14 protein-coding genes and 1 pseudogene are annotated in these 12158 nt (G+C 60.3%); 11 read left to right on the forward strand and 4 right to left on the reverse strand.

Translation table 11 applies throughout. The features are described from left to right. Positions 1-38: 38 nt before the first annotated feature. From VVT58_RS21545 to VVT58_RS21560, 4 genes are all read right to left on the reverse strand, one after another. Positions 39-257, reverse strand: coding sequence for a sigma factor (locus VVT58_RS21545; RefSeq protein WP_226869720.1), 219 nt, complete (start codon positions 255-257; stop codon positions 39-41). 177 nt (positions 258-434) lie between these two features. Then, positions 435-2033: an AarF/ABC1/UbiB kinase family protein gene (locus VVT58_RS21550; protein WP_046766227.1), complete on the reverse strand. Its 1599-nt coding sequence runs from the start codon at positions 2031-2033 to the stop codon at positions 435-437. Further along, on the reverse strand, positions 2033-2713 hold the full coding sequence (locus VVT58_RS21555; RefSeq protein WP_226869715.1) for a TetR/AcrR family transcriptional regulator: 681 nt from the start codon (positions 2711-2713) through the stop codon (positions 2033-2035). The genes VVT58_RS21550 and VVT58_RS21555 overlap by 1 nt, the downstream gene beginning before the upstream one ends. A gap of 122 nt (positions 2714-2835) precedes the next feature. Continuing rightward, on the reverse strand, positions 2836-3783 hold the full coding sequence (locus VVT58_RS21560; protein WP_046766226.1) for an MlaD family protein: 948 nt from the start codon (positions 3781-3783) through the stop codon (positions 2836-2838). Positions 3784-3955: 172 nt separating this feature from the next. Between VVT58_RS21560 and VVT58_RS21565 the strand changes: the two genes are divergently transcribed. From VVT58_RS21565 to VVT58_RS21615, 11 genes and pseudogenes are all read left to right on the forward strand, one after another. Next, positions 3956-4603 carry an ABC transporter permease gene (locus tag VVT58_RS21565; RefSeq protein WP_327754430.1) on the forward strand — a complete coding sequence of 216 codons (648 nt, stop codon included), beginning with the start codon at positions 3956-3958 and terminating at the stop codon, positions 4601-4603. A gap of 11 nt (positions 4604-4614) precedes the next feature. Further along, positions 4615-5858 (forward strand): IS3 family transposase gene (locus VVT58_RS21570; RefSeq protein WP_156028974.1). Its coding sequence is split into 2 segments (ribosomal slippage): positions 4615-4953 and positions 4956-5858, totalling 1242 coding nucleotides; the frame shifts between segments, so codons are not numbered across the junction. Between the two features lie 13 nt (positions 5859-5871). Continuing rightward, positions 5872-6381, forward strand: a pseudogene (locus VVT58_RS21575) (MlaE family ABC transporter permease); the annotation flags it as partial. Next, positions 6381-7148 carry an ABC transporter ATP-binding protein gene (locus tag VVT58_RS21580; RefSeq protein WP_046766225.1) on the forward strand — a complete coding sequence of 256 codons (768 nt, stop codon included), beginning with the start codon at positions 6381-6383 and terminating at the stop codon, positions 7146-7148. The pseudogene VVT58_RS21575 and the gene VVT58_RS21580, both read left to right, overlap by 1 nt. Next, on the forward strand, positions 7149-8084 hold the full coding sequence (locus VVT58_RS21585; protein ID WP_046766224.1) for an MlaD family protein: 936 nt from the start codon (positions 7149-7151) through the stop codon (positions 8082-8084). Continuing rightward, positions 8081-8674, forward strand: coding sequence for an ABC-type transport auxiliary lipoprotein family protein (locus tag VVT58_RS21590; RefSeq protein WP_076605791.1), 594 nt, complete (start codon positions 8081-8083; stop codon positions 8672-8674). The genes VVT58_RS21585 and VVT58_RS21590 overlap by 4 nt, the downstream gene beginning before the upstream one ends. Positions 8675-8701: 27 nt before the next feature. Beyond that, positions 8702-8989 (forward strand): hypothetical protein, encoded by a 288-nt coding sequence (locus tag VVT58_RS21595; protein ID WP_139111431.1) that lies wholly within the window; start codon positions 8702-8704, stop codon positions 8987-8989. Between the two features lie 166 nt (positions 8990-9155). Continuing rightward, positions 9156-9548 (forward strand): IS66-like element accessory protein TnpA, encoded by a 393-nt coding sequence (gene tnpA, locus VVT58_RS21600; RefSeq protein ID WP_082718744.1) that lies wholly within the window; start codon positions 9156-9158, stop codon positions 9546-9548. Further along, complete coding sequence (gene tnpB, locus VVT58_RS21605) at positions 9545-9901, forward strand: IS66 family insertion sequence element accessory protein TnpB (RefSeq protein WP_226869714.1); 357 nt, start codon at positions 9545-9547, stop codon at positions 9899-9901. The genes tnpA and tnpB overlap by 4 nt, the downstream gene beginning before the upstream one ends. Before the next feature lie 67 nt (positions 9902-9968). Beyond that, on the forward strand, positions 9969-11564 hold the full coding sequence (tnpC, locus tag VVT58_RS21610) for an IS66 family transposase (RefSeq protein WP_082718743.1): 1596 nt from the start codon (positions 9969-9971) through the stop codon (positions 11562-11564). Next, positions 11561-12154, forward strand: coding sequence for a plasmid pRiA4b ORF-3 family protein (locus tag VVT58_RS21615; protein WP_232307734.1), 594 nt, complete (start codon positions 11561-11563; stop codon positions 12152-12154). Before tnpC ends, VVT58_RS21615 begins: the two co-directional genes overlap by 4 nt. Positions 12155-12158: the final 4 nt, after the last annotated feature.

A 12158-nucleotide genomic window follows, 5' to 3' on the forward strand; every position in this document is an offset into this window, starting at 1 on the left:
CTTGCGCTGCGCGCGCCTCCGGTCGGGCTCCGCCCTCCCTACGCCGCTCGCAGTGCAAGGAGCATTCCTCGACCGTCGTGCCATACTCGAAAGGGGGTCCCGTTTGCACGCCGATTGACAGTCCAAGCCTTCAAATTCGTACCGGGCTCAAACGACGCGCGGTGGCGCCAGGCCTTCAGCACGGCTTCCTGAACAAGGTCCTGTGCAGTATCGGAATTCCTGACCAGCGATCGCGCATAGCTCGCCAGCCTAGGCATCAGGTCGCTCAATGCGGCGCCAAATTCCGGCCACTCCTCAGTCGATACATGCGATCGGTTTTCCAATAGTTCGGACAAGAAAGATAGGCCCCTGTTCGATGAAATTAGGCGGCAATATATATACCGACCGGTTTACTTTTCGGAAAAACGCCACCTGTCCTGGATTGTTCCACTCCCTCAGCGCCTCTGCCTGCTTGCGAACCAAGCCCAGGCTGCTGGCAGCACCGCAGATGCCATCATCATGGCGCCGACAACATCATGGTCGCGCTGAAGGATCGCGCCGGCGACGAGCAGCCCGGCTGACAGGATGTTGGGATCGGCGCGCCAGGGCGACGTCGGATTTGGGGAAACCGCGCCTCCCTGTAATTCGATCGGCAGCGCGCCCGACCGCGCTACCCGCTCGGCGAAAGCCACCAGCTCGGGCGAGGCGGCGGCGAGACGGCCCAGGCTCGTCGCCAGCCGGCGTCCGCCCCGCTTGAGGCCGGCCGGGCCGATCCGCTCCCGCAGCAGTTCGCGCGCGATCGGTGCGGCGCGCGCCGCGATGTCGAAGCCGGGATCGAGCCGTCGTACGAACCCTTCGGCGATCAGCAGGGTTCGCAGCAGCAGGGCCAGATCGGGTGGTAGCGCCAGGCGGTAGGTGCGCAGCAGCGCGAAGACGCGACCGAAGACGTCGGCGAGCTCGATCTGCTGGAGTACCGCCCCGCGAAACTGGCCGATCAGCGCGTCGAGTTCGCGGGTCAGCGCCTGGCGATCGACGTCTGTTTCGCCCGACCATTGCAGCAGCACGTCCGTCACCGATCGCGTGTCCTCACCGGCGATCGCAAGGACGAGCGTAACAACCTCGTTTCGTCGGGCGGGGCTGAGCACGCCGACCGCCCCGAAGTCGATGAACGCCAGCGACGCATCGGCGAGGACAAAGACATTGCCGGGATGGGGGTCCGCATGGAACCGGCCGTTGAAGATTATCATCCGCAGGACTGCATCTGCATATCTGCCGGCGATATCCGCACCGCAGTCTCCCGCTCCATCAAGGATAGCGCGGACGGGCATGCCGTCGAGCCGCTGCTGCACATTGATCCGGCGGCCGACCTGATCCCAGTAGAAGGCGGGCGTGCGAACGCCGAGCGGCTGCAGGAACGCGCCGATGCTCTCGCAGGCTGCCGCTTCGGCACTGAGGTCCATTTCCTGCGACAGGCTCTCCGCGAAGAACCGGAGCAGCTCGTCGGGCCTGAGGCGGCGGATCTCCGGTGAGTGTCTCGCGGCGAGCCGCGCAATGCGGCGGAGCAGCCTCAGGTCGGCATCGACACGTTCCGCGATCCCCGGTCGGCGTACCTTTACCACGACCTCGGTTCCGTCGCTCAGGGTGGCTGCATGAACCTGCGCGATCGAGGCCGCGGCGATCGGCTCGCGGTCGAAGCTCGCGAACACGTCCGCGATCGGGGAGCCAAGCGCAGCCAGGATCGTCGGCTCCAGCGCCTCGAACGGCAACGGGGTCACCCGGTCCTGCAGCGTCGACAGCGCGCGCACCCATTCCGGCCCGAGCAGGTCTTCACGGGTCGCCAGCACCTGCCCCAGCTTGACCGCAACGGGTCCAAGGTCCCGCAGCAGCGCGACGACCCGCTCGGGCGTACCGACGTCCACCGGCTGCTCGGAACGACCGGGCAGCAGGCCCAGGCGAGAGGCGAGCCCGTTCAGGCCGTGGCGCCCCATGATCTGGATAAGCTCTGCGAGGCGCGCACGCTCACCGATCTGAGGCTCGTCGTCCGTGGCGGGCATCACTTGCTGCAACCATCCCCGTCTCGCGGGCGGCAGCCATCAAGGAACAGGTCGATACCGCGCGAGATACGATCGCGCGCCGCCTCGTCATAAGCTGGCGGAGACAACCCCAGCGCTGCACGGCGCATGGGGGCAACCACGACGAGTGTGACGAACTGCTCGGCAGCGAACACGGGGTCGGCCAGCGAAAGCTCTCCCTTGGCATTGGCGTGGGCGAGGATCGATGCCACCCACTGGACGGCCCGCTGGTAACCGAAGTCGTGGATGTTCGCCGCGAGCGCGGGGAAACGCACCGCTTGCGCAATGACGACGCGTTCCATGGAGGCGATCCGGGGCGTCAGGAGCCACTCGAGCAGGCGATCGGCAATCACGTGAAGGCGCGCTCCAATGTCGGGTTCGTCGCTGCCGGAGGGTTCGAGCGCGCGCAGCTGCGTATCGATCTCGTCGAGGATCACCGCCTCGAACACGCGCGCCTTGCTACCGAAGCGCGCGTACAGTGTTCGTTTGGAGATGCGCGCTTGGTCCGCGATCATGTCGGCACTGGCGCCATCGAACCCGTGTTCGAAGAACAGTTGGCGAGCGCTCTTGAGGATGTGCGAGGTCAGGCGGAGCGCGTCCTCGGTGGTCGGTCTGCCCATCTTTCGGGGGCGCCGCGCCTTTTTCTTCTCATCATCGCTCAATCTCTTTCTCCTGGACCGAGAATAGCGCGATCCGAGCACTTTGACGAGCAATGCCGCAAGGACCGTAGGCTCCGTGGCCGCGGCTCGGACTCCGCCGACGGCTTGAAAACGTTGCAAGCAGATTATTTCCCAGGCTCTGCGTCAGGCTTGTATGTGGGGAGGGACGGAGAGCCTAGACCCAGCCCCTCCTGATCGATACGAACGGCCGTCTCCCTGACGGCGCTTACCTTGCTCCTTACTGAACCTATTGTCTCGACCAGGCGGTCCTGCAGGGCGGTCGCCCGCTCGATCTCGGGCCTCAGAGCCTCGGCGCGGGCAGCGAATCCTTCAGCTGAGTCACGAGCGATCCCTAATTTGCGGTTCGCCTTAGCAAGAGCGGATGGACCGCGATCTTTCAAGGTGACCCTCAGACTTTCGGCGCGATTGCCTGACCGTTGCAAACCCTCTCCCAAGGCAACCATACGCCCTCGCGCACCGATGAGTCCCTCCGACGCCGTTCCAACCTTGTCTACCCACCCCGCGGAGTTGTGCGCGAGCACCGCAAGACGCTCGTTCGCGCGCTGCTGCTGAGCGGCACCAAGGTTGCGTGAAACGGAGTCCACGGTGCGGCTTACCTTCTCCACAAGTGCTATCGGGTCTCCCCCACCACCAAGAAGCCCGTCCTCCTTGGCAGGAATGATCGGGAACTCCCCGTCTTTTGCGGCAACGATCGGGAGCGCATCATGTGTTGCGCCATCGAGACTGATGTTCGCCGTTCCGCCTAATGCTGATCGGACAATCGTAGCCTTGACGCCGGTAACGATAGGGATTTCTGGTTCCAAATTGACAGCTACCAGAACCACGGACGGGTCTTGGCTGTCGAATCCGACAGATGTAACATGCCCAGCCGGCACGCCCGAAAATGTCACCGGTGATCCCTTTTCAATGCCGGCGACGCTTCCCGAGAAGCGGATCATATAGGGCCTGCGGTTCCCGTTGCGAGGCTCCAACAGCCACAGCGTAAAGACCAAGGTGCCCAGCAGCAAGCCCGTCACCGCGAGAACCAGAAAGCTGTTCGACCGTGTCTCCATCGAGATGATATCCCATTAAGGCGGCAGGTAAGTTTTAGGCCGTACCGTCCCCGCACATCAGCCAGTGCCTGAAGGACGCCGATTCTCGGTGTGCGAACAGCACGGTAAGCCTGCCCTATTGCACATCCCCTCACGTTAAGTATACCGTATCGTACCATAAACGGTTTTGGGTGTGATTTTGCCGTTCTCTGAACCCGTCATTCATTCCGAAAACAACGTAACGAAAATTTCGGGCGATTGGTTGGCCTCAACGGTCCAATCGGCGGGAGCAACGACCGATGGCCATTTGCTGGCTTCAGACGAGCAGATCGACTGGAGCCAATTAGGGCGGGTCGACAGTGCAGGCGCGTTCGCGCTTATTCAGGCGCTTGGTGCCAGCGATCTAGGAAACGATGTACCAGATCGGCTTCGGCGTGTCCTAGACATCGTTGCCCCCGCAATCCAGGAACATGCGACCGAAAAACCCAAAAAGTCTTACGGTTTTTTCACACGCTTAGGCCGCAAAGTGGTTGCAGGACTAAGCGAACTATATGGTAACATCCTGTTCCTGGGCCGCTCTGAGGTGGGCGTTGGAAGAGCGGTTATCAACCCTCGCAGGTTACGCGTGCGAGCGCTAGTAAGCGTGATGCAGCAGGGAAGTCTCGAGGCGCTCCCAATCATCATGACGATGACATTCTTCATCGGGGCAGTGGTGGCTTTGGTCGGCACGAACCTGCTGCGGAACTTGGGGGCATCGGTTTTCACCGTTCAGCTCGTTGGGGTATCGGTGTTGCGTGAAGCAGCCCCCAAAATGACCGGACAGTTCCTCACACTTATGTAAGAGTGAGGCATATGACCGACAGTAATCCCAGTAGCTATGTGCATGCGGAGGTTCTCGGAGGGGTTCAGCGCCGTAGGCGCTGGACCCCGGAAGAGAAGCTCCGCATGGTCGAAGAGACCTTCCTGCCCGGCAACAGCGTGTCGCGTGTGGCGCGCATGCACGGGGTAGCGCCCAACCAACTGTTTGGCTGGCGCCGGCAGGCGGCGAGCGGCGCCCTGACCGCCACCCGCGCAGGCGGCGAGGTGGTTCCGGCCAGCGAGTATCGCGCGCTGGAGAACCAGGTGCGCGAGCTGCAGCGCATGCTCGGCAAGAAGACCATGGAGAACGAGATCCTGCGCGAGGCGATCTCGCGCGTGGCAGGTCCCAAAAAAACGGCATTGCGCACAATCTCGTTGCCGGAGGGCGACCTGTGAGCGCGGTGGCGAACGCGCTCGGCGTCTCGCGGCAGCATCTCTCGTCGGCCAGACGCAAGGCCCCTGCGCGCCGCCGCGGCCGACCTCCGCTGCCCGAGGAAGAGCTCGTCGCGCGTATCCAGGCTCTGATCGCGGAACTGCCGACCTATGGCTACCGCCGGATCCATGCGCTCCTGCGGCGGCAGGCACGCAATGGCGGACCTTCTGCGCCGAATGCCAAGCGGGTCTACCGGGTGATGAAGGTGCATGGCCTGCTGCTCCAGCGCCATAGCGGCAAGGCAGACGATCGTCGTCACGACGGGCGCGTCGCGGTTGATACCCGCAACACCCGCTGGTGCTCCGACGGCTTCGAGATCGGCTGCGACAACGGCGAGAAGGTGCGCGTCGCCTTCTCCCTGGATTGCTGCGATCGCGAGGCAATGGGCTTCGTGGCCACCACCGCAGGCATATCCGCCGAGGACGTGCGCGATCTGATGACCGCCACCGTCGAGCACCGCTTCGGCCGCGTGAACCGCTTGCCTTCCACCATCGAATGGCTGACAGATAACGGCAGCTGCTACACCGCCAAGGAGACTCGCCGCTTCGCACGCGAGATCAACCTCAGACCCCGGACAACACCCATCGAAAGCCCGCAATCCAACGGCATGGCAGAGGCGTTCGTGCGGACCATGAAGCGAGACTACGTCCGCGTCGCCGAAAAGCCCAACGCCAAGGCCGTGATCAGCCAGCTACCAAGCTGGTTCCACCACTACAACAACGTCCACCCGCATCGCGCCCTTGGCTATCTCGCCCCGCGCGAATACATCACACGTTCAACCAGTGAGGAACTGTCCGGGAATTAAGGGGCAACGACAGGTATCGGTGTTGCGCGAGTTTGGGGTGCTAATACCAGCAATTCTTCTGGCTGGCAGATCGACGTCTACATTCGCTGCCCAAATCGGAGCTATGCGAATGAACCAAGAAACAGATGCAATGGTGGTCATGGGTGTCGATCTCACGGAGGCGCTTGTAACCCCACGCGTGCTGGCGATGATCATTACTCTCCCGCTTTTATCAGTCGCAGCGATGATTGCCGGCATTCTTGGTGGCCTGCTTGTGAGCTGGGCTTCTTTAGATATTTCACCAGTGTTTTTCGTAGAGCGTCTTCGGCAGACGGTGGACCTTCAGCATTTCTGGCTTGGTCTGATCAAGACACCTGTAATGGCCATCATCATTGCACTGACTGGCTGCCGCCAGGGAATGGCCGTCCGTGGCGACGTCGAGGTGTTGGGTAGAAACGTCACGACCGCAGTCGTTCAGGCATTGTTCGCCATCATCCTCCTCGATGCAGCTTTCGCCCTCGTTTTCATGAAATTGGACCTGTGATGGCCGAGCGGGAAAGGGTGATCGAAGTACGCGACCTTAAAACAGCGTTCGGTAAAACGGTAATCCATGAAGATTTAGACCTCGACGTCTATCGCGGGGAGATTCTTGGAATAGTTGGCGCTTCGGGCGGCGGAAAATCCGTGTTGCTCAATACGATGTTGGGATTACAGAGACCAGTTTCTGGATCGGTAATAGTAGACGGTCAGGACATCTTTAATAGTCCTGATCGGCAATGGCTCGCATCGAACATGGGCGTCATGTTTCAAAACGGTGCGCTATTTTCGTCCCTGACGCTTCAAGAGAATGTCGAAGCGCCGTTTCTTGAACATACCGAAATTCGAGGCAAGTTTCTAAGCCGATTGGCCCAGATGAAGATCTCTCTGGTTGGGCTTGCTAATGATGCAGCTTATAAGCGCTCGGCAGAACTTTCCGGCGGCATGAGAAAACGTGCTGGCGTTGCACGTGCACTAGCGCTCGATCCCAAGCTTCTTTTTTTAGATGAGCCAACGGCAGGCCTCGATCCCCTCGCGGCTGCAGAGTTTGACGACTTGATCGTATCGCTGCGTGATGCCTTGGAATTGACTGTCGTCATGGTCACCCACGACCTGGACAGCCTGTTTCAAATTTCTGATCGAGTAGCGGTTCTGGCGGACAAAAGGATCGTCGCGTCTGACGCAGTCGAGAAACTGCGTGATTCTGAAGACGAATGGACACGCTCTTATTTTCAAAGCCGAAGAGCACGGCGATTCAACTCAGGTGGCGACTAAATGGAGAGGCATGCCAATTACGCTCTGGTGGGTAGTCTGACAGTTGGTCTGCTGGTGGCAGCGATCGGCTTCATTCTCTGGCTAGGTAACGACCAATTTGGTAAAGGCTTCGACCATTATCGAGTTGTTTTTGACGGACCTGTGCGCGGCCTAACCGAAGGTAGCGAAGTTGACTTTAACGGCATCAAGGTCGGGGAGATCACGAAGCTTCGTGTAGATCCATCGAATTCTCGCCGTGTGATTATCGATGTGAAGGTCGAAGAGAGTACACCCATAAGGGTAGATACATTTGCCTCAAAAGAGTCCCAAGGTGTGACAGGGGTCAGCATTATCCAGTTAACTCCTGGTTCGCCTACAAGGCCACTGCTTCGCGATGCTTCGCGTGAGCAGCCCCCGATAATAAGGGCGAAGCCCGGGTCGTTGGATTCGGTGCTGGAAGCGGGAGGGCAGACCCTCGCTAAGGTTTCTGAATCATTCGATCGGGTCAATCGGGTGCTTTCTGACCGAAATATCGCAAAGGTCGATGGCATGCTCGCTGACATCAGATCAGTGACGGCAGAACTTAACAGTCGAAAGGCAATGTTTGCGGATGCTCAAAATGCAATCCGTCGCCTTGATTCAGCGTCGGGTGACATCGAGCAGGCTGCGGCGGCTGCGAGAACCGCTATTCAGGGCGATGGTACGCAAGCCTTTGCAGACATCCGAGAAGCGGCCGCGAATGCGAAGAGCGCGACGAACGATGCACGGGCTTTTATAGCTAAGTTGAACGCGAGTGCAGAAGGTCTTGAGGGGCCAGAAGGTAATCGTGTGGCGGGGGCTCTACGTGGGCTTGAAAAGGCTGCCGAGTCACTCGATCGACTTACCCGACAAATACAGCAAGATCCGCGTTCTGTTCTCGGAAGAGGGAAAGCGCGAGAAGTGGAGCTGCCAAAGTGAAAAGTTTGCTAAAAATCTCTTCAGCGCTCCTCTTAGTCTCGCTGTCGGGCTGTGTTGGTGGGCTTCTGGGCGGAGGTAAGCCTGCGGACCTATATTCCTTTCGCAGTGAGCCCCCGCAAAGGCAGCCTGATGCCGATGCACGGGTTGTTGCTGTCCGCCAGCTTTCATTTCCGAATAATCTGCGGCCTGACAGCATTGAAACCAATGCCAACTCGCGGGTTGCTGCTCTCGCAAAAGCACGTTGGTCCCAACCCGTCCCGGAGATGTTCCGTCTAGCTCTGATTGACCAGCTGGAGCAGTCTTCCCGAACGCGAGTTGCGCGAAGCGACTTCCAAAAACCGGCGGACATCATGTCGGCGGAAATTTCGCAGTTCACGGCCACCTTTGATCAGGGACTGAAGGCTCCCCCATTGATCACTATTGTCGTGCGCGCAGAGGTCACAAGCGGGGCAGCACGTGATGTGGCAGTGCGGTCCTTCGAATCGCGAACAAGAGCCACTGATGCGACGGTGACGTCCATCGTTGCAGCTTATCGTGCTGGCGTCTCCAATATCACACAAGAGATTACCCTGTGGTACAGGAATATCTGAATATTATCATAGTAGATAGGGACGGATATGACGAAATTTTCAGCTGCCTTTACTATCTTGGTACTGACTTTTGCGTCTGCCGGCGCGGCTCAGGAGGGACACAAGGAATCCAAAAATACCGGAACGGATTCAGTTCGATCTATTGCCTCCCAACCAGCTAAAGACGTTGGAGCGGTAAAGCAGGATATCCCACCCATTCTCTTAAGCGCTTCTTCTAACCCATATGATCGGGCATCGACCCGCACCTGCAACGAGATAAAGCGTAATATCGCTGAGTTGGACGATGTTCTCGGACCGGATTTCGATGTAGGGTAAGCGGGGTCTGACGCTTCCAATTACCCACAAGTGACACGGCTGACGTCGGCACCGATTTTGATGTCCATCAGTCGGGACCATCCACTCCAGAGTAAGCGCCGACGGAAGGCGGCCTTGCTGCCGGCAGCGGAATAGGAAAGCTCGCGGCTTTTGAGGAGGCGTGAGCATGGACATCGAGCAGTCAAACGAGCCTCGTATGAGCGGTCGCGGTGATGGCGGAGCGCTTGTACGGTTGGAGCGGCGTCGGAACTGGAGCGACGAGGAGAAGCTGGCGATCCTGAAGGAGACGACGGCGCCTGGCGCGATCATATCGACCGTAGCTCGACGGCACAGCATTGGAACAGGCCAGCTCTATACCTGGCGCAAGCAGCTGCTCCGCGGAGCGATGGCAGGCTTCGTGCCGGTCGAACTGGCATCGTCTTCGCCGTCGGCTAAAACTGGGGAACCAGGGCGGATCGAGGTCCGCGGGCGGTGCGGCCTGACGGTGTTGGTTGATGGCGAGGTCGATCGGGCCGCCCTGAAACAGGTGCTCGATGTCCTGCGGGAGCTGGATCATTGAGCCTGGCGTTCCCGCCTTCGACGAAAATCTATCTGTCGCTGGCGCCGTGCGACATGCGCAAGGGATTTGATGGGCTGTCGGCGCAGGTGCGCAATATTCTTCAGCTTGATCCCTTCTCGGGGGCGGTTTTCCTGTTCCGCGGGAAAAGGGGCGACAGGTTGAAGGCCTTGGTCTGGGACGGGTCCGGGCTATGCGTGTATGCGAAGCGTCTCGAGCGCGGAAAGTTCGTGTGGCCTCGTGCTCATGAGGGCGCGCTCCGCCTGTCGGCAGCCCAGATGGCGATGCTGGTTGAAGGGCTGAACTGGAAGCAGGCGATCGTCCACGACGAGGTGATCACGCCGAGGCTCGCATAGCCAAAAAGATCAGGAAAACCGCCATTTTATGTAGGATTTACCGTGGGCTTCGGCTATTATCGGCGGCATGCGGTTCGCCCTTGATCGCCTTCCCACAGACCCGGTTCTCTTGCAGAAAATGCTGCTGGAGATGGCCGATGTCATGGAGCAGGAACGGGCCGAACTGACGGCGGCGCAAGCCACCGTCAAAGCCCAGACCTTGCGGATCGAAAAGCTCGAGCATCGTGTCGCGCGGCTGCTGCGCGTCCAGTTCGGCCGCAGCTCCGAGAAAATGGATATCGCCCAGCTGCGGCTGATGTTCGAGGAGGTCGAAGCCCCGGAACCGGCAAACGATGAGGTGTCAGCGCCGCCCGTGATGAAATCGGCCCGCAAAGCCGGCGGCCGCGTTCCGCTTCCCGCACACTTCCCGCGTCAGACCGTCGATCATCAGCCCGGCCCGTGCAGTGCCGGTTGTAATGGACCGTCAGTGCAGATCGACGAGGCCGTCACTGAGGTTCTCGACTATGTCCCGGCGCGCTTCCGGGTCATCCGCCATGTCCGGCCCAGGCTGGCGTGCCGATCCTGCGAACAGATCCGACAAGCGCCCGCTGTCGATCTGCCGCTGCCCAAGGTGATGGCGAGCAGCGCCCTGCTGGCCCACCTCGTCGTCAATCGCTTTGTCGATCACCAGCCCTGGCACCGGCAGTCGGTAATCTTCCGCCGCGTTGGGCTTCACATTGATCGGGATGTGATGAGCCGCTGGGCGCGAAAACTGGCGTGGCTGCTGGCGCCGCTGGGCGAGCGGTTGTTCGCCTATATCCGGGAAGCCGCCAAAATCCATGGGGACGACACGTCGGTCACGCTGCTGGGCAATGGCGACGGCAGTCGAACCGGGCACTTCTGGGTGTATCTGCGCGATGATCGCTCCAGCGGCGACATGAGCCCGCCCGCCGTGGCCTTCCGCTTCAGCGCAGATCGTGGCGGAGCGCATCCGGCAAAGCATCTCGCCGGCTATCAGGGGTATCTCCAGGCGGATGGTTTTGCGGGCTATAACGCGCTTTACCGCGACCCCAAAACCAAGGCTCCCAGGGACATCGTCGAAGTTGGATGCTGGAGTCACAGTCGTAGGAAATTTACCGACATACTGGAAAAGAGCCCGTCACCGATCGCGGCGGAGGCGGTCGTGCGGATCGCCGAACTCTTCGCCATCGAGCGCGATATCAAGGGTGCGCCACCTGATGAGCGAAGACGTATCCGCCAAATCAAGGCGATGCCGAAGCTGGAGGCATTGCGCGTCTGGCTCGAAACCCAGAATCGTGGCCTGTCTTCCGACAGCAATCTGGCGCGTGCCTGTCGCTATCCGCTCAACCGCTGGCGGGCCATGATCCGCTACTGCGATGATGGTCGGCTCGAGATCAGCAACAATCTGGTGGAAAACGCGCTGCGCGGTGTCGCTCTTGGGCGCCGGAACTGGATGTTCGTCGGCTCCATGAAGGGTGGAGAGGCCGCCGCGCTCTTTTACTCGCTGGCCGGCACATGCCGCCTCAACGGTGTCGAGCCCGAGGCCTGGTTTACCGACGTCATCGAGCGCATCGGCAACCATCCGATCAATCGGATCGATGACTTCTTGCCCTGGAACTGGCAGACATCGAGGATGACCAACGATCTGGAGAAGGCTGCGTGAGCAACGGCACCGTGGTGCGGATGAAGATTACGCTGGACGATGTCACACCGACCGTCAGTCGGACGCTGGAGGTCCCGCTCAATATCCGGCTCGATCGCCTGCACACCGTCTTCCAGACGGCCTTTTCCTGGACGGACTCTCACCTGTGGGAAATGAGCTTCGGGCAAACCGGCTTCGGCATCCCCGATCCTGAATACGGCTTCGACGGACCGCTCGACGCCCGTAAAGCTACCCTCGCCCAGGTTCTGGCGGATACCAGGCGCAAGACCTTCCAATATCTCTACGACTTTGGCGATGCCTGGGATCACAGCGTCAAGATCGAGCGCGTCAGCCCGGCCAGGCCGGACCTGACATATCCGCTCATCCTCGACGCAGTAGGCATGAGGCCGCCAGAAGACTGCGGTGGCCCGTGGGGCTATGCTGAAAAGCTCGAAGCGCTCGGCGACCCCCAACATGAATATCATGAAGAGGCGCTGGAGACCCTCGGCGACGACCATGATCCCAACGCCCAGCCCGATATCCCCCTGATCGAGGCAAGGCTGGAAGCGCTCGCGAAAAAATGGGCGCCGCGGACACGCCGCAAAGCCTGACTGG

Source organism: Sphingobium sp. SJ10-10 (genome assembly GCF_036038995.2).
Lineage (GTDB): Bacteria > Pseudomonadota > Alphaproteobacteria > Sphingomonadales > Sphingomonadaceae > Sphingobium.

Excerpts from the sequence above, each read along its gene's own strand:
- VVT58_RS21595 (WP_139111431.1), top strand. The coding sequence starts at position 8,702 with ATGACGAAATTTTCAGCTGCCTTTACTATCTTGGTACTGACTTTTGCG.
- VVT58_RS21560 (WP_046766226.1), bottom strand. The coding sequence starts at position 3,783 with ATGGAGACACGGTCGAACAGCTTTCTGGTTCTCGCGGTGACGGGCTTG.
- tnpC (WP_082718743.1), top strand. The coding sequence starts at position 9,969 with ATGCGGTTCGCCCTTGATCGCCTTCCCACAGACCCGGTTCTCTTGCAG.
- VVT58_RS21580 (WP_046766225.1), top strand. The coding sequence starts at position 6,381 with ATGGCCGAGCGGGAAAGGGTGATCGAAGTACGCGACCTTAAAACAGCG.
- VVT58_RS21545 (WP_226869720.1), bottom strand. The coding sequence starts at position 257 with ATGCCTAGGCTGGCGAGCTATGCGCGATCGCTGGTCAGGAATTCCGAT.
- tnpA (WP_082718744.1), top strand. The coding sequence starts at position 9,156 with ATGGACATCGAGCAGTCAAACGAGCCTCGTATGAGCGGTCGCGGTGAT.
- VVT58_RS21585 (WP_046766224.1), top strand. The coding sequence starts at position 7,149 with ATGGAGAGGCATGCCAATTACGCTCTGGTGGGTAGTCTGACAGTTGGT.
- VVT58_RS21550 (WP_046766227.1), bottom strand. The coding sequence starts at position 2,033 with ATGCCCGCCACGGACGACGAGCCTCAGATCGGTGAGCGTGCGCGCCTC.